We start from the raw sequence: 16,663 nt of genomic DNA, 5'->3' as shown, positions 1-16,663 counted from the left end.
CAGCCGCCCTGCCCTCGCCCGGCGGGGCGAAGGCAAACGCGGCCGGCGACAACACCGGCATCAAACGGAAACGCGGATCAGTTCAGAGCGGTCGCGTCGTGCCCGGCGCCCGGTGCAGCCGGCGCTGGCTGCATCGCCACCGCCTTGGCCTGCACCGGCATGCCCGGCATGAAGACCTTCTGCACGCCATCGATGATCACCCGGTCGCCCGCGGCAAGGCCCTGCTCGACGATACGCAGGCCGTCGGCGCTGCGGCCGAGCTGGATGTCACGGCGCTGGGCCTTGCCATCCTTGTCAACCACGTAGACGTACTTGCGGTCCTGGTCGGTCAGCACGGCCTTTTCATCGATCAGCTTGGCCTCGAACTGGCCGCTGCCCAGCAGCTGCACGCGGGCGAACAGGCCCGGGGTGAACTGGCGGTCGCGGTTGTCCATGAGCGCGCGGACGCGGATGGTGCCGGTGCTGCGGGTGACCTGGTTGTCGAGGAAATCGACCTTGCCTTCGTGCGGGAAGCCTTCCTCGCCGCTCAGGGCCACCTTCACCGGCAGCGCGCTGCCGCTGTCGCGCTCGCTCGGGCGCTCACCCTTACGTGCCATCTGCGCATAGCGCAGGAAGGTGCCTTCATCGGCATCGAAGTAGACGAACACGGTGTCCAGCGAGACCAGCGTGGTCAGCACGCTGGCGGTGTCGCCGGCGGTGACCAGGTTGCCGGCGGTGACGATCGCGCGGCCGGCACGGCCGTCGATCGGTGCGCGGACCTTGGTGAACTCCAGGTTCAGCGCGGCGGCATCCAGCGCGGCCTGGGCGGCCTGCACCGCGGCAACGGCCTGGTCGGACGCGGCGCGGCGCTGGTCGGCGGTCTCGGTGGAAATGGCCTGCTGCTCGGACAGGCGCGCGGCACGGTCCGATTCGCTGCGGGCCAGGGTCGCCTGGGTGCGGGCGCGGGCCAGTTCGGCGCGGGCACGATCGTACTCGGCCTGGTAGCTGCGGGCGTCGATGGTGAACAGCACATCGCCCTTCTTCACTTCCTGGCCTTCGACATAGTTGACCTTGTCGATGTAGCCGGACACGCGCGGGCGCAGTTCGACGCTCTGGACCGCTTCGACGCGGCCACTGAACTCATCCCACTGGCTGACCTGCTTGACCAGCACCGGGGCGGCGCTGACCTGCGGCGGCGGCGGCATGCCGGCTTCTTCGGCATGGCCGCCACTGCAGGCCGCCAGCACGGCCGCGGCCAGGATCGACACGCCGGCCATGGCCAGCCGTCGGGTGAAACGATGCGGGGTGGAATTGGGGGAAGTCATGAGATGCATCCGTACGGAGGGGTGGTTACAGCAAATTCGGGAACAGCGATTCCAGGAGCAGGAAAACGCGGGGCCGCCTAGCGTGCGACCTCAACCAAGGTCAAGGTCAAGTGTTGCCTGCGGCGTCGTGCCACATCGCCTGGCGGTCCAGGCGCAGCAGCCCGCGGGGCAGTTCGGCATCACGGGTGTCGCAGCGCACGATGGCGCGGTTGTCACGGCAGTTGTCGAGCAGGGAAACCAGGCGCCGGCCGACCAGCAGGGCGCTGGGCCATTCGATGCAGGCGTTGGCCGCATTGGCCGGGGTGCATACCGGGCTGCACACTTCCAGCATCTGCGCGCGCACGCCCAGTGCCTGTGCTTCCTGGTGCAGCACCTGCGCATACATGCGCGTGGCCGAGGTGGTGATGGACGCTTCCCCGTAGCCCGCCCACGGCTTCAGGCCGGCCGGACTGCCAACCAGCACGTAGCGGCGCGGGTAACCGTCATCCTGCAGCAGCGGCAACAGGTGGCGACCGGCATGCACGTGCGGCATCAGGTCGGCCTGCAGCGCCTGCAGCAGCGCATCACCGGAGCGGTCGGTCACCCGGCCGCGGTTGTAGGGACCGCCCATGGCATCGACCACGGCCGCCAGCGGCCGCGGGCGGGCCGCAACGCGTTCGGCCACGGTACGGGCCGAGCCATCGTCGCTGAGCGAGCCCAGCAGGGTCTCCAGACCCGGCTCATCGGCGAACTGCTCGCGCAGTGCCGCCAGGCGCCCCGGATCGCGGCCCACGACCAGGACCGGGCTGCCAGCTTCCAGCAGCGCGGCCACCAGGCCCTGACCGACCGCACCGGTGCCACCAAGCACCAGCACTTCCGGGGTCAGCGTCCCGTTCATGGGATATTACCTCCCATGCTCGGGATAATCCCAATCCGGCCCAGTCGGTCCAGATGGCGGGGGCCGAGACGGACCGAGCCGCCACGCTGCTGACGCAGCGGCGCGGTAAACTCACGGAAATCCTTGTGTACCAAGGAACTGGGGCGCGCTTCCACGGTCATTGCCTGGTCCAGAGCGTCCTGGCCGACAAGGCGGAAGCGGGCAAGAATGTTGCGCAGGCTCATGGCTCGCGGGCTCCATTTCGAGAATGGCGCCACGATAGACCTCAAACCTTTACTTGATTAGTCCTGATTAAGGGGAATAATCATCCCGCTCCCGGCACAATCTTTCGGGCAATCTACTACCGTCCCCTCCTCCCAGGACCCCCGACCATGTCCCACGATCTCAACGAGACGCTGATCTTCGTCAAGGTGGTCGAACAGGGCAGCTTCATCGCTGCGGCCAAATCCCTTGGCCTGCCCAAGACCACCGTCAGCCGCAAGGTGCAGGAACTGGAGACGCGCCTGGGCGCGCGCCTGCTGCACCGGACCACCCGCCGCCTCGGCCTGACCGAAGCCGGTTCGATCTACCACGAGCACTGCCAGCGCATCGCCCGTGAGCTGGAAGAAGCCGAAAGTGCGGTCAGCCAGCTGCAGTCCGGCCCGCGCGGCTGGCTGCGTTTCACCGTGCCCTACACCATCGGCATCACCTGGATCGCCCCGTTGCTGGGCCAGTTCCACGCGCAGTACCCGGAAATCCGCGTGGACATGCACCTGGGCAACGAAAAGCTGGACCTGATCGCCGGCGAGGCCGATCTGGCGCTGCGCGTGGGCACCCTGCCCGACTCCAACCTGGTGGCGCGCAAGCTGGGCACGCTGCGCACGCAGGTGTTCGCCGCACCGTCCTACATCGAGCGCTACGGCGAACCACTGCACCCGGATGAACTGCAGTTCCACCGCATCCTGGCCATGCGCAAGCCGTACCACAGCCACCCCAACCGCATCACCTGGCAGCTGGGTGAGAACGGCGGCGAACTGCGCGAGTTTCCGGTATCGCCACTGATGGTGGCCAACGATGCCTCGGCGCTCAACGGGGCGCTGGTCTGCGGCGAAGGGCTGCTGCTGACCGGTGATGTGATGGCCAAGCCGTTCATCGAATCGGGCATGGTGCGCCGCGTGCTGGCCGGTTGGACCGGCCCGGAAATGGACTTCAACGCGGTCTTCGCCGGTGGCCGTCTGGTGTCGCCGAAGGTGCGCGCCTTCGTCGATTTCCTGGTGGAAAAGCTCAACTTCGACGCCAACTACATGCTGGCGCAATGCCCGGCGGCGAAACTGGCCCAGCAGCAGAGCGAAAAGGCCGAAGCCGAACTGGAAGCCACCGGCAAGCGGATCCTGGAAAAGGTGGCCGCACCGGCGGCGTGAACCACCGGTGCCCTGCCGGCGCGCCACGGTGTGCCGGCCACGGGCGCCACCTGCAGAAATGCCGCCTGCGAGGGCGGCATTTCTGTTTCCGGCGGCTCCGGCTGCACCGGAACCGCAACACCGCTGCGCGTTACTGCTTCAACGGAATCACGCGGATTTCCACGCGGCGGTTCTTGGCGCGACCGGCGTCGGTGCTGTTGTCGGCGATCGGATAGGCCTTGCCCGCGCCCAGCGTTTCGATACGCACGCTCTGCACACCCTGGCCGATCAGGTACTGCGCCACCGAATCGGCGCGCTCCTTGGACAGGCGGTTGTTCACCGCATCGCTGCCGATGCTGTCGGTGTGGCCAACCACTTCGATCATGGTCTGGTTGTAGTCACGCAGGGTACCGGCCACGCCATTGAGCGAACCGTAGAACTGCGGCTTCAGCGTGGCCTTGCCGAAATCGAAGGTGATGCCATCGGGCAGGTTCAGGGTGATGTTGTCGCCCTGGCGCTGCACATCGATGCCGGTGTTGGCGGTGCGCTCGCGCAGCGCGCGCTCCTGGCGGTCCTGGTACTGGCCGATGGCCGCGCCGCTGAGCGCGCCGATGCCGGCGCCGATCAGCGCATGCTGGCGGCGTTCGGTCGCGCTGTCGCCGCTGAGCAGGCCGGCGGCCACGCCGATCGCGGTGCCGATCAGGGCATTGCGGCCGGTGCGGTTCTGCTGCTCGGTCGGATTGCCGTACTGGTCGCTCTGGACGTAGGAGCCGCCGGTGGCGCACGCACTCAGCGCGGCGGCAGTCATCAGGGCCAGTGCGAGATTGCGGGTGGTGTTGCGGATCATGGATGGTCTCCTTGTATGCCGGCCGGTGCGGCGTGCGAACGCTCCGGAGCATATACAGCCCGGTGCGATGCCGGGATGATGAGTGTGAAGGCCGGACGCCCGGCATTCAGCTTTCTGACCAGCCCTTCATTCCGCTGCTTTACGCCCCGCCCATACTCCGGTAGGCGGCCAGTGCCGCGTCGCGTCCCGCGGCCAGGTCGACCAGTGGCATGCGCGGGTAATCGGGCACCTTCTCGGCCAGCAGGTGCGGATGCTGCCATGGCGCGAAGCGCGCCTTGACCGGCAGCGCGGCCAGTTCCGGCACCCAGCGGCTGATGTAGCGCGCGTTGGGGTCGAACTTCTCTGCCTGGGTGACCGGGTTGAACACGCGGAAGTACGGTGCGGCATCGGCTCCGGTGCCGGCCACCCACTGCCAGCCCAGGGTGTTGCTGGCCAGGTCCGCATCGACCAGCGTGTCCCAGAACCAGCGCGCGCCATGCAGCCAATGCGCACGCAGGTGCTTGCACAGGTAGCTGGCCACGATCATGCGCACGCGGTTGTGCATGTAACCGGTATGCCACAGCTCGCGCAGGCCGGCATCGACGATCGGCACGCCGGTACGGCCCTGTTGCCAGGCCTGCAGCTGCGCAGGGCTGGGCGATGCCCACGGGAAGCTGTCGAAGCGCGCGTTGAGGTTGTGGTCGGTGGTACGCGGGAAGTGGTGCAGCAGGTGGTAGGCGAACTCGCGCCAGCCCAGCTCCTTCAGGTAGACATCGATATCGGCCGTGCGCCCGGCACTGCGCCGGGCTTCCAGTGCTTGGGCGATACGCCAGGGCGCGATCTCGCCGAAGTGCAGGTGCGGCGACAGCAGCGAGGTGCCGACGCGGTCCGGCAGGTCCCGCTGTTCGCGGTAGCCGGACAGGGCGCCATCGAGGAACACCGCCAGCGCTTCCAGCGCACCGGCTTCGCCCGGCTGCCAATGCGCCCAGAAGCCGGTATCCCAGTCCAGCGCAGGGGCCAGCTGCAGGGCGTCCAGCGCCACGCCCTGCAGGGCAGGCCCCTTCAGCTGGCGCGGTGCAGGCTGTGGCAACGGCAGACGCAGGCGGGTCAGCGCGTTGCGCCAGAACGGGGTGAACACTTTGTACGGCTGGCCCTGCTGGGTGGCCAGGTCCCACGGTTCGAACATCAGGCTGCCGTTGCTGCTCTGCGCATTGATGCCCTGTTCGCGCAGGGTGCGCTTGATCAGCGCATCGCGCGGCTGGGTGGCCGGTTCGTACTTGCGGTTCCAGTACACCGCTTCGGCACCGCTTTCCTGCACCAGTGCCAGCAATACCTCCAGGCTGTCGCCCTGGCGCAGCAGCAGGCTGGAACCGCACGCCCGCAGGTCCGCATCCAGCGCCGCCAACGAACGGTGCAGCCACGCATCGGAGGCGGCGCCCGGCGCCCACGCGCCTTCTTCATGCGGGGCGTGGATGTAGACCGGCACCACATCGTGGCCGGCATCGAGCGCAGCCTGCAGGGCGGGATTGTCCTGCAGACGCAGGTCACGACGGAACCACACCAATGCTACCGACACGCAGGCCACCCTCTGGAAACAGGGACACATGATAGCCAGCGCGGGTGAAGGCCAGGCACGCGCGGCACGCCGCGGCGCGGCCCTAGATCGCCGGGCGGTCGCCGTCGGGGCGGTGCCAGGTGACCAGCACCATGTGCGCCAGCGGCACCATCACCGGCAGGCCGAGCATCCCGACCAGCGAAACGCCGTCCAGACGGTCGAACAGGGCGCCGGCCAGCAGGCTCAGCAGGCACAGCGCGGCCCCCAGCCCGGCACTCAGGCATGCCCACCAGGGCGAGCCACGCAGCGTCAGGCCATTGAACAGGAACCCACCGGCAAGGCGCCAGAAGCCCAGCAGCGCGATGCTGGCAAGCACCACGCCCAGCAGTGTCGGCAGGCGATCGGGATGGTCATTGGGCTGCAGCATCACCAGCAGGCCGAAGCCATCGAGCAGCGTCAGCGGGAACGCGAGCAGCAGCAGTTCCAGCACCAGCAGCGTGGCACCGACGCCACGTACCCAGGTCGAACCGGCCATCAGCACCCCCGTGGTGGAAGCGGCGAGCATACCGCAGCGCCCTCACCTGCGCGCGCTGCGCAATGCGTTGCCCGGCAGGTGCCTAGCGCGCCTGGAAGCGCTGCATCGCCTCGCCGATCAAGCGCTTCGCCTCGGCGGCATTGCCCCAGCCATCAAGCTGGACCGGGTTGCGACCGGCGGGCAGATCCTTGTAGGTGCGGAAGAACGCCTCGATGCGCTGGCGTTCGATCGCGGGCAGGTCGGCCAGATCGCGGATGCCCGCATAGGTCGGATCAACCGCGTCGGTCGGCACGCCGATGATCTTCTGGTCATGTTCGCCGCCGTCGATCATCTTCAGGTAACCGATCGGGCGGAAGCGGATGATCACGCCCGGGTGCAGCGGCTCGCGGGTCAGCACCAGCGCATCCAGCGGATCGTTGTCGCCGGCCAGCGTGCGTGGCATCGAGCCGTAGTTGGCCGGATAGGCCACGGGCATCGACACGAACCGGTCCACATGCACCAGCCCGTCGTCCCTGATTTCATACTTGGTGATGCTGCCGGCGGGAATCTCCACCGCCAGGTGCACTTCTTCCGGTGCCTGCGCGGGTTGCGCGGCCAGCAGCGGGCGCAGCACCGCCGTCCCCGCCAGGCTGGCCCCGGCCACCAGGGCCAGGGCGGCAGCCAGCGCCGCCACCGCCCCTGCACGTCGGATACCCATCATCGTCTCCCCGCATCGAAAGGCGATGCACCGGGCCCGCCGGTGCACGGCACATGGTTCATTCCCAGCAACGGTCGGCGCGTCCCTTCAGGGTCTGCGCGCGCTGACAGTCGCGGGGTGCGATGCGTCCCTGCGTGAGCTCCACCTTCTGCTTGCGCCCATCGGCGCCGCGGACCAGCTCGAAGCCATCGTACAGCTGCCCGGTGACAGTACGCGCCTGGTAGCGCAGGCGCTGGCCATCGATGTCCAGCACCTGGAACAGCTGGGTATCCTCGGCGACCGGGTCCATCGTCCGCCGCGCCTGGCCGGACAGCCGGTACTGCTTCGGCCCGGCCACGGTGACCACGAACTGCGGCGTGGCCGCATTGCCTTCGCCGCGGCGCCCGTAGGTGTGGTCGTGGCCCTGCAGTACCAGGTCCACCGCATGCCGGCGCAGCACTGGCAGCAGCACTTCGCGCAGCGCGGTGTTCTCGCGCCCTTCGCGTGGCGAATAGAACGGCTGGTGCAGCAGCACGATGGTCCAGGGATTGGGATTGCCGGACAGGACCTGATCCAGCCACCCGGCCTGGGCCTGGGCCGTACCCAGGTCCAGCGCGGAGGTGCCATCGAGCACGACGAAACGCACGCCCTGCTGGTCGAACCAGTACGTGGTCGACGCCACGCTGCCTGCCCCGTTGCCGGGCAGCGCGAAGGTCACCGGCCAGTGGCGGCCGAGCACCCGCCGCTCCTGCGGGGTGTCCTCGAATTCCTCGAAATACTCATGGTTGCCGATGGCCGGTGCGACCAGCGTCTCCTGTGCCAGCCAGCCGGCTGCGGCGAACCACTCGCCCCATTCGCTGTCATCGGCATGGTCACCGCCGCTGACCAGATCACCGGCGAACAGGCTCAGCGTCGCACCCGGCGCGGCTTTCTGGCCAGCCCGGATGACCCGGCTGACATGGCTGAGGTTCTTGTTCTGCGTATCGCCGAAATACAGCACGGTGAGCGGTGTGCCCGCCTCGCCTGCGGTCCGCAGCTGGTTCCAGGCCCCCCAGGTGTCCTTGCCCTGCACGCGATAGACATACAGCGTGCCCGGCTGCAGCCCGGTGATATCGGCGCGGTGGTGGTGCGACAGGCCGTTTTCACTCTGCAGCGTGCGCGTGCTGGCGGTAATCCGGGTGACCGGGCCGATCGCAGGGGAATCACCGGCGATGGCGATTTCCAGCAACGGTGCCTGCACGCTGGCATCCGTGCGCCAGGCTACAGCGAATCCATGCCGCGGGTCGGCCGACGGTGAGGCAACGATACGGTCGGGGAAGCCGCTGGCCGCGTAGTGGCGGTTGCCGGCCGGCACCTGGGTGTTCGGCTCGGCCACCACGCCCGCCGTGGCCGCCAGCGCGGCCGTACTGCCGAACAGGCAGGCCAGGCCCAACGCCAACGCTGCCATGCGTACACCCCTCATGCGCCGCACTCCAGCGGCAAGCCAAACTGGCGGGCGATCACCTCCCAGTCGAAGGCCACCACGCCCTGGTCGTCGTGCACGGCGTACAGCGCGCCCTGCGGGAAGCGCGGCGACGGCTGCTGCATCATCCAGATGCCATCGGTGTTGGCCACCGTGTTGCCCTGGAATGCGCCGACCGGCGCCAGCGTATGCCGGTCGAACAGGTGGAACACGCTGCGCTGCTTGCCCTGTTCGGTGGTGATCCACCAGCCGTCCTTGCCACAGGTCCGCAGCATCACGCCTTCGGCCTGCGCCTTGAACACGTCCCGGCCGAAGGTGGTACCGGTGAAGCGGCCTTCCAGCGTGTAGACCTTGAACTCGCTGGCGTAGCTTTCGTCTTCCTCGGCAATCAGCAGCCGATCGTTGGCCGGATCGCCCCAGATCGATTCGACCACCCGCAGCGCACCGGCCTGGCTGGTGTCACCGATGCTGGCAACCAGCTTCGCCTGCACATCGGCACCGTTGCGGGTCACGTGGTACTGGCGTACGCGCTTGTCCAGCTCAGCCAGCGGCGGCAGCTGGTCATTGCCCTGTGCATCCTTGCCGTTGTCCCAGGAGTCGGTCACGTAGACGGCGTAGCCGTCGCTGCGCGTGTCCACCCACAGGCCATACGGCTTGCGCAGATCCTGCGCGCCAAACACCGCCAGCGGGGTGAAGTCCGGCAGGGAGAAGACCTGCACGCGGTGGTTGTCACGCTCGACGATCCACAACAGGTCGCCAGTGATGGAGATGCCGTTGGGACGGTCGAACGTTCCCGGCGCGGTGCCGTGGCTGCCGACATCACGCAGGTGGGCGCCGGTGCTGCCGTCGTACACCACCAGCTTGTCGGTGGTCTTGGCGGTGGCGATCAGCCAGGTCGTGCCATCAGGCGCCTGCCAGGCCGCCGGCGAATCAATGTTGTCGGCCGGCGTCATCGGAGTGAGGAATGCCTCGGCGATGGTCGCCACCGTGCGCGTGGCCGGTGCGGCGGCGCCGGTGGCCGTGCCCGATGCCTGCCGGTCGCAGCCGGCAAGCAGCACGGTGGCCATGGCAGCCGCCAGCACCATCGTGGTACGCGCGCCCATCACAGGGCCACCTTCAGGCCGACCGCATAGGTCCGGCCGTATTCTTCCATCTGCAGGGTGCGCGAGCGCGTGCCCTGGTACAGCTCAAGTGGCTTGTCCAGCAGGTTCTGTGCTTCCAGGTACATGCTCACGCGCGGGCTGAACTTGTAGTCCAGCGAGAAATCCAGCTGGGTATTGGGCGCCACGTAGATATCGAATGCACGGCCCGCGCCGAGGGTATCCAGGTACTCGCTGCGGTGCACGGCGGCCAGGCGGGTGCTCAGGCCATATTTTTCATAGCCCACATGTGCGCTGTACACGTTCTTCGAAGCGCGCGGCAAGGTGAAATCCTCACCCGCGCGGCTGGCGATGCCGGCATCGAACGAGGTGTCCAGCCAGGTACCGCTGGCGCCCACCAGCAGGCCATCCCAGCCGGCCGGCAGGAAATCCAGTTGCTGCTGCCAGTTGAACTCGGCACCGCGCACCTTGGCCTTGTCGCCGTTGATGGCGGTGATGACCGGCAGGCCGTCGTAGCCGGGCACGCCCTGCTGGCGGGTTTCCACGATGTAGCCATCGATGGACTTGTGGAACACGCCCAGTGACAGGATGCCGCTGTTGCCGATGTACTTTTCCACCGACAGGTCCAGGTTGGTGGATTCGTACGGGTCCAGGCCAGGGTTGCCCAGGCGCACTTCATTGTCGTTGCGGGCCACGCCCACACGCGGCGAGGCGTCACCGAAGCCCGGGCGCGCCACGGTCTTGTTGGCGGCAAAGCGCAGCACCCAGTCGTTGCCGGCGTCATAGCGCAGGTGCAGGCCCGGCAGCACATTGGTGTAGCTCTTGCTGGCCTGCACCGGGGTGACGGTGAAGGTGCGGCCGTTGGACGCCACGTCCAGGCGGTTGCCGGTCGCGCTGAAACGGGTGCTTTCCACGCGTACGCCGCCGATCACGCGCAGCGCGCCGATGTCCCAGGTACCCATCGCGTAGCTGGCGAAGATGTCTTCGCGGGCAGTGTAGTCGCCTTCCAGCGAGGTTGCCGCGTTGCTGCCGGCATCCTGCGGGCGGCCGCTGTACTCGCCGCTGTGCTGGGCCCAGTAGGCACGCATCGCATCCGAATCCATGCCCTGGCCCAGGGTGCCGTGACGGTGGTCGGGCGAGCCGGTGGTCCAGTCCTTGAGGTTGATCGCCGGGCCGACGCGCAGCGAGGTTTCATCCACGTTCGCGTCGCGGTCGCGCCAACGGCCCAGCAGGCCGAACTTGTAGCTGCTGTTGTCACCATCGAAACGCAGATTGACCTGTGCGCTGCGCTCCTGGTCGTTCACCTGCTTGGGCTTGTAGACGATGCGGTCGAACTTGTAGTTGGCGTTGTCCAGCCACTGGTCGTTGTCGAAACTGTAGCTGGGCAGGCGGCTGCGCTGGTCCAGCGTGCCGTTGAAGGCCTTGCCGTTGAGCTTGAAGCGCGCCTCGATCTCGTCATCCACGCGCTCTTCGGTACGGGTATAGCCGACCTTGTAGTCGAGCACGGCACCGGTCAACATGTTCTCGCCGCCGGCACTGACCGCGAAGGTGTTTTCTTCCTTGGTGCGATAGCGCACGCGCTTGTCGATCGAATCCTTGGGCATGCCCACCAGGCGGTACTGGTCTTCGCCGGTACGCACCATGTTGGCCGCATCGAAATTGAAGATCACCCGCTGACGGGTTTCGGCATCGTCGAACTGGCTGTACAGCGTGCGCAGGTAGTAGCGGTTGTCCGCGTCGGGGCGCCAGTCCAGGTTGAGGTTGGCGCCGATGCGCTTGCGCTCGATTTCATACTTGCGGTGCTGCAGGTTGATGGCGTGTACATCGCCCGGTGCCACCTTCGTCGGATCGACGCCGTCGGCACCCTCGTATTCCACTTCGCTGTTGTCCGACTCGAAGGTGCGCTTCTGGTAGTTCACGCCAGCGGCCACGCCGAAGGTGTCGTTGAATACTTCGCTGTAGTTGATCGAGGCCTTCGGGCTGGTTTCACCGGACAGCTGCTGGTGGCTGCCCTCGATCTTGCCGCGCAGGCTGCGGCCACTGCGGTCGAACGCCGAGGCCGATTCGACCAGGATCGCACCGCCGATGGCATCGCCGGGCATGTCCGGGGTCGGCGACTTCACCACGCGCAGGCGCTCGGTGGAATCGGAAGGAATCACGTCCAGCGGCGCAGCACGGCTGGAATCCTCCGGTGTGCCGATGGCGATGCCGTCCACGCTGACGCTGTTGAGGTTGGCATCCAGCCCGCGCACCACCACGAAACGGCCTTCGCCCTGGTCGCGGGTGACACTGATGCCCGGCAGGCGCTGCAGGGATTCGGCCACGTTCTGGTCCGGGTACTGGCCCAGCGCATCGGACGACACCGCGTCTTCGATGGCATCGCTGCTGCGCTTGAGGTCCACCGCGCGGATCTGTGATTCCAGCTGTGCGCGTACTTCGATGCGGTCCAGGTCGACCGCATCGGCGGCCACTGCGCCGGTTGCTGCCACCACCTGCTTCCCGGCCGCCTGCAGCGGTGCTGCAGCCCCCATGGCCAGGGTCAGGGTGATGGCCATCGCCAGCGGCGTCTTGATGTGCACTGTGAAGCCCCATGCGTGTTAAGAATGGGTCCGCACGGTATGTCCGCAACGTTGCATGCCCGTGACATGGATCTGCACAATCCCGGTCCCGGCCGGTGCCCGGACCGGCCCTGGCACCGGCGCCACAGGGGGCCCGGCAGGGTCTGGCACTACTGCGTACAGCGGCGATCCGGCACACTGTACGCCTGTTCAATTTCCCTTTTCCGACCATGAAAATCGTCGAAGTGCGCCATCCGCTGGTGCAGCACAAGATCGGCCTGATGCGCAACGCATCGCTCAGCACCAAGGATTTCCGCGAACTGGCCAACGAACTGGGCACGCTGCTGGCCTACGAGGCCACTGCCGATCTGGACACCGAAGCCCACACCCTGCCCGGCTGGGCCGGCCCGGTCACCGTGCAGCGCATCGCCGGTGCCAAGATCACCGTGGTGCCGATCCTGCGTGCCGGCCTGGGCATGCTCAGCGGCGTGCTGTCGCTGATTCCGGCCGCGCGCGTGAGCGTGGTCGGCCTGCAGCGTGACGAGGAAACCCTGCAGCCGGTGCCGTATTTCGAGCGCCTGACCGGCCGCCTGGAAGAGCGCGATGCGCTGATCCTGGACCCGATGCTGGCCACCGGCGGCACCCTGATCGCCACCATCGACATGCTCAAGCGTGCCGGTGCCCGCCGCATCAAGGGCATTTTCCTGGTCGCCGCGCCGGAGGGCATCGCCGCCGTGCAGGCTGCGCACCCGGATGTAGAGATCTACACGGCCGCCATCGACGCCCAGCTCAACGACAAGGGCTACATCCTGCCGGGCCTGGGCGATGCCGGGGACCGCATCTTCGGCACCCGCGTGGTGGGTTGATACCAGCAGAAAGGGGACGGGTCGGACCCGTCCCCCCGGGCGTGGAGGCCATCACCGGCAGATTTCACGCCGTCTTCCCCCACCCCGCCGAATGCTCCGCGCACCCGCCCCGTGCTTTGGAGATCGCGATGATCCGTTCGACCCTGTTGGCCGCCCTCCTCGTGCTTGCCGTGCCCACGCTCGCGCAGGCGACCACCCCGCAGCAGCAACGCATGGCGGACTGCTCGGCCAAGAACAAGGGCAAGACCGGCGAGGAGTACAAGGCCGCGCAGAAGGCCTGCCTCAGTGGCCAGCCGGCCAAGGCCACCACGCCGCAGGAGCGCATGAAGCAGTGCAACGCCGATGCCGCCAGCAAGAAGCTGGCCGGTGATACGCGCAAGACGTTCATGAGCAGCTGCCTGAAGGCGTCGTAACAACGGCCACGCGTGCAGAGCTGGGCATGGCCCGGCCCTGCACCCCCTGGGCAGGCGCTCAGCCCAGCGCGCGCGCCCTCAGTTCGCCCTGCTCGTGCAGGGTCACGAACCGGCCCTTGTCATCACGGCCCAGCTGCGCCAGTGCGATCTGCGGGTCATGGGTGAAGAACAGGTGCACGTTGCGCGCCAGCTTGTCTTCCAGGAACTGCCGCTTTTCGTCGATCAGCAGCTCGGCATTGCGGTCATAGCCCATGGTGATCGGCACGTGCACCCAGGACCGGCCGGGAATCAGGTCGGCGCAGAACACCACGCCCCCATGTGCCTGGCCGTCTCCACCTGCCTGGCCGACGATTTCGGCCAGCATCAGGCCCGGCGTATGGCCGTCGCTGAAGCTGAAACGCACGCTGCGGCCCAGTGCCTGCGAATACTCGCCATCGACCACCTCCAGCCGTCCGCTGGCCTCCAGCAGGGCCGGCAGTTCGGGAATGAAGCTGGCGCGGTCGCGCGGATGGGGGTTCAGGGCACGCTGCCAGTGCTCGGCACCGACCACGAAGGTCGCGTTGGGGAACAACAGTTCCGGCCCCCGCCCTTCGATCCACGGCGCCAACAGCCCGCCGGCATGGTCGAAATGCAGGTGGCTGAGCACCACCACATCGATGTCTTCATGCTCGAAGCCGGCCTCGCGCAGTGACTCCATCAGCACGTGGTTGCTTTCCTGCACGCCATAGCGCTCGCGCAGGCGCGGCTCGAAGAACGCCCCGATGCCGGTCTCGAACAGCACCGTCTTGCCTTCCAGCGGGCTGGCCAGCAGCGCACGGCAGGCCAGCTCGATGCGGTTGAGCTCATCCGGTGCCGCCCATTTTTCCCACAATGCACGCGGTGCATTGCCAAACATCGCCCCGCCGTCCAGGCGCTGCGTGTTGCCACGAATCGACCATAGTTTCATCCGGCAATTATCTGCCCGGGCTTGTTAAGGATTCGCTAGGCGGAGCGATGGCAACCGTAACAAAAGGCCCGGCCGGGTGGCCGGGCTCCGGTCGCGCCGGGCCGGGCCCGGCGCGCGCAATGCTTACCGTGCCGGCACAACCTCGGCGGCACCCACCGGATTGCGCGGGTCGCTGCCACCGAACAGGGCATTGCTGCGACGGTCCCATTCCACGGTCTGCAGGTTGCCCCAGACATGACTGGACCCGCGGCCGCCGGCGGCCACATCGCCCGGCAGGTCGATGGTGTGGCCCATGGCGCGCAGCTGCTTGACGGTTGCCGCGTCGAAGGCGGCGTCCTCGGCCTCGATCACGTCCGGCAGCCACTGGTGGTGGTAGCGCGGCAGCGCCGCGACCTGCTGCGCATCCAGCCCGGCGTCGTAGCCGAGGATGCCCAGCAGCACCATGGTGATGATGCGGCTGCCGCCCGGCGTGCCCAGCACCACCACCTTGTCGGCATTTTCCATGAAGGTGGGCGTCATCGAGCTCAGCATGCGCTTGCCCGGCTTCGGCGCGTTGGCCTCGTAGCCCATCACCCCGAACGCATTGGGCGTGCCCGGCTTCAGCGCGAAATCGTCCATTTCGTTGTTCAGCAGCACGCCGGTGCCCTTGGGAATCAGGCCCGAGCCGTACAGCAGGTTCACCGTCTGGGTGGCGCCGACGCGGTTGCCCTCACGGTCGATGATCGAGAAATGCGTGGTTTCATCATCCTCCAGCGGCGTGGGGTTGCCCGACAGCAGATTGCTGGGGGTGGCCTTGTCCGGGTGGATGGTCGCGCGCAGGCCCTGCGCGTAGTCCTTGCTGGTCAGCACCTTCTGCGGGATCTGCACGAAATCCGGATCGCCCAGGAAGAACGTGCGGTCGCGGTAGGCACGGCGCATGGCCTCCACCACCAGGTGGGTGCGGTGCGCCGGGTCCATCGCCTTGATGTCCCAGCCTTCCAGGATCTGCAGCATGGCCGCCAGCGCGATGCCACCGGAGGACGGCGGCGGCGCGGTGGTGATCTTCCAGCCGTTGTAGTCGAACACGATCGGCTCGCGCAGCTTGACCTGGTAGCCGGCCAGTTCCTCGGCCGTCCAGCGGCCACCGGCCTGTTTCACCCCGGCCAGCAGCGCCTTGCCGGTCTGCCCGCGGTAGAAACCATTGAAGCCGCCGTCGGCCAGCCGCTGCAGCGTCTGCGCCAGTTCCGGCTGCTTGAACAGATCGCCTTCGGCGATCGGGCGGCCATTGCGCAGGTAGACCTCGCGCGTGCCGGGGTAGCGCTCCATCACCTCGCGGCGCGAGGCATAGCCCTTGGCCATGCGCTCGTACACCGGGAAGCCGTCGCGGGCGATGCGGATGGCCGGCTGCAGCGAGGCCTTCAGCGGCAGCCGGCCGTGCTTGGACGACAGTTCCACCAGCGCGGCCGGCAGGCCGGGAATGCCGGCCGACCAGGGGCCGTTGACCGAGCGGTCGCGGTCCAGGTTGCCCTTGGCATCCAGGTAGGCCTGCGGCGTGGCCGAGGCCGGTGCGGTCTCGCGCGCGTCGAGCATCACATCCTTGCCGGTGGCCGCATCATGCAGCAGGAAGAAACCGCCACCGCCCAGGCCCGAGCTGATCGGCTCGACCACGGCCAGCGTGGAGGACACCGCCACGGCGGCGTCGAAGGCGTTGCCGCCCTGCGCCAGGATTTCCAGGCCGGCCTCGGTGGCCAGCCGGTGGCCGCTGGCCACGGCGGCGCCGTCAGGGTGGGCCGCACGGACCGGGCCATCGGCCCACGCCAGCGGCGTGAGCAGCAGGCCAAGCAGCAGCAGGGGGCGGGCGATCAGCTTCATTCGGATGGGGGCTCCGCATAGAGTTCGGGATGATCGTGCTGCAGCTGGCGCAGCTTGGCCAGCAGCTGGTCCTGCGTTTCCACGATCTCCGGGTCCGGGTCGATGCACTCGACCGGGCAGACGACCACGCACTGCGGCTCGTCGAAGTGGCCCACGCATTCGGTGCAGCGGGCGGGGTCGATCACGTAGATGGTTTCACCCATCGCAATGGCCTGGTTGGGACAGGCCGGCTCGCATACGTCGCAGTTGACGCAGAGCTCATTGATTTTCAGCGACATGGCGGTACTCCTCGCCCGCGCCTTGGACCAGAACCGG

The 16,663-nt window shown here is 67.7% G+C and carries 16 protein-coding genes; 3 read left to right on the top strand and 13 right to left on the bottom strand.

What is annotated here, in order from left to right:
- Window positions 1–77: 77 nt before the first annotated feature.
- The 3 genes from Q9R17_RS16660 to Q9R17_RS16650 form a co-directional block, all read right to left on the bottom strand.
- Window positions 78–1,304 (bottom strand): efflux RND transporter periplasmic adaptor subunit, encoded by a 1,227-nt coding sequence (locus Q9R17_RS16660; RefSeq protein ID WP_308155697.1) that lies wholly within the window; start codon window positions 1,302–1,304, stop codon window positions 78–80.
- Window positions 1,305–1,410: 106 nt separating this feature from the next.
- Window positions 1,411–2,181, bottom strand: coding sequence for an SDR family NAD(P)-dependent oxidoreductase (locus tag Q9R17_RS16655; protein WP_308155696.1), 771 nt, complete (start codon window positions 2,179–2,181; stop codon window positions 1,411–1,413).
- The gene (locus Q9R17_RS16650; protein ID WP_308155695.1) at window positions 2,178–2,405 is read right to left on the bottom strand and encodes a hypothetical protein; all 228 of its coding nucleotides are present in this window, start codon (window positions 2,403–2,405) and stop codon (window positions 2,178–2,180) included. Before Q9R17_RS16650 ends, Q9R17_RS16655 begins: the two co-directional genes overlap by 4 nt.
- 147 nt (window positions 2,406–2,552) lie before the next feature.
- Between Q9R17_RS16650 and Q9R17_RS16645 the strand changes: the two genes are divergently transcribed.
- Window positions 2,553–3,581 (top strand): LysR family transcriptional regulator, encoded by a 1,029-nt coding sequence (locus Q9R17_RS16645; RefSeq protein WP_308155694.1) that lies wholly within the window; start codon window positions 2,553–2,555, stop codon window positions 3,579–3,581.
- Window positions 3,582–3,711: 130 nt separating this feature from the next.
- Here the strand turns inward: Q9R17_RS16645 and Q9R17_RS16640 are convergent, their stop codons facing one another.
- The 7 genes from Q9R17_RS16640 to Q9R17_RS16610 form a co-directional block, all read right to left on the bottom strand.
- Window positions 3,712–4,407, bottom strand: coding sequence for an OmpA family protein (locus Q9R17_RS16640; RefSeq protein ID WP_308155693.1), 696 nt, complete (start codon window positions 4,405–4,407; stop codon window positions 3,712–3,714).
- A 139-nt stretch (window positions 4,408–4,546) separates the two neighbouring features.
- The gene (locus Q9R17_RS16635) at window positions 4,547–5,962 is read right to left on the bottom strand and encodes a deoxyribodipyrimidine photo-lyase (protein ID WP_308155692.1); all 1,416 of its coding nucleotides are present in this window, start codon (window positions 5,960–5,962) and stop codon (window positions 4,547–4,549) included.
- Window positions 5,963–6,044: 82 nt separating this feature from the next.
- Complete coding sequence (locus tag Q9R17_RS16630) at window positions 6,045–6,506, bottom strand: hypothetical protein (protein ID WP_308155691.1); 462 nt, start codon at window positions 6,504–6,506, stop codon at window positions 6,045–6,047.
- Between the two features lie 52 nt (window positions 6,507–6,558).
- Window positions 6,559–7,173: an inorganic diphosphatase gene (locus tag Q9R17_RS16625; RefSeq protein ID WP_308155690.1), complete on the bottom strand. Its 615-nt coding sequence runs from the start codon at window positions 7,171–7,173 to the stop codon at window positions 6,559–6,561.
- 58 nt (window positions 7,174–7,231) lie between these two features.
- Window positions 7,232–8,614, bottom strand: coding sequence for a metallophosphoesterase family protein (locus Q9R17_RS16620; RefSeq protein ID WP_308155689.1), 1,383 nt, complete (start codon window positions 8,612–8,614; stop codon window positions 7,232–7,234).
- Window positions 8,611–9,717, bottom strand: a complete 1,107-nt coding sequence (locus Q9R17_RS16615) for a phytase (protein ID WP_308155688.1) — start codon at window positions 9,715–9,717, stop codon at window positions 8,611–8,613. The genes Q9R17_RS16620 and Q9R17_RS16615 overlap by 4 nt, the downstream gene beginning before the upstream one ends.
- Window positions 9,717–12,293: a TonB-dependent receptor gene (locus tag Q9R17_RS16610; protein WP_308155687.1), complete on the bottom strand. Its 2,577-nt coding sequence runs from the start codon at window positions 12,291–12,293 to the stop codon at window positions 9,717–9,719. Before Q9R17_RS16610 ends, Q9R17_RS16615 begins: the two co-directional genes overlap by 1 nt.
- A 209-nt stretch (window positions 12,294–12,502) precedes the next feature.
- Here Q9R17_RS16610 and upp point away from each other — a divergent pair, with 209 nt between their 5' ends.
- Together upp and Q9R17_RS16600 are read left to right on the top strand one after the other, a co-directional pair.
- Window positions 12,503–13,138: a uracil phosphoribosyltransferase gene (gene upp, locus Q9R17_RS16605; protein WP_308155686.1), complete on the top strand. Its 636-nt coding sequence runs from the start codon at window positions 12,503–12,505 to the stop codon at window positions 13,136–13,138.
- 128 nt (window positions 13,139–13,266) lie between these two features.
- Window positions 13,267–13,551 carry a PsiF family protein gene (locus Q9R17_RS16600; protein ID WP_308155685.1) on the top strand — a complete coding sequence of 95 codons (285 nt, stop codon included), beginning with the start codon at window positions 13,267–13,269 and terminating at the stop codon, window positions 13,549–13,551.
- A gap of 58 nt (window positions 13,552–13,609) precedes the next feature.
- Here Q9R17_RS16600 and Q9R17_RS16595 read toward each other — a convergent pair whose 3' ends face one another.
- The 3 genes from Q9R17_RS16595 to Q9R17_RS16585 form a co-directional block, all read right to left on the bottom strand.
- The gene (locus Q9R17_RS16595; RefSeq protein ID WP_308155684.1) at window positions 13,610–14,497 is read right to left on the bottom strand and encodes an MBL fold metallo-hydrolase; all 888 of its coding nucleotides are present in this window, start codon (window positions 14,495–14,497) and stop codon (window positions 13,610–13,612) included.
- 123 nt (window positions 14,498–14,620) lie between these two features.
- Window positions 14,621–16,348, bottom strand: coding sequence for a gamma-glutamyltransferase (ggt, locus tag Q9R17_RS16590; protein WP_308155683.1), 1,728 nt, complete (start codon window positions 16,346–16,348; stop codon window positions 14,621–14,623).
- Window positions 16,345–16,626, bottom strand: coding sequence for a YfhL family 4Fe-4S dicluster ferredoxin (locus tag Q9R17_RS16585; RefSeq protein WP_057496857.1), 282 nt, complete (start codon window positions 16,624–16,626; stop codon window positions 16,345–16,347). Before Q9R17_RS16585 ends, ggt begins: the two co-directional genes overlap by 4 nt.
- Window positions 16,627–16,663: the final 37 nt, after the last annotated feature.

This window comes from Stenotrophomonas sp. 24(2023) (assembly GCF_030913365.1).
Taxonomy (GTDB): Bacteria; Pseudomonadota; Gammaproteobacteria; order Xanthomonadales; family Xanthomonadaceae; genus Stenotrophomonas.
This window is presented reverse-complemented; position numbering and strand designations above follow the sequence as displayed.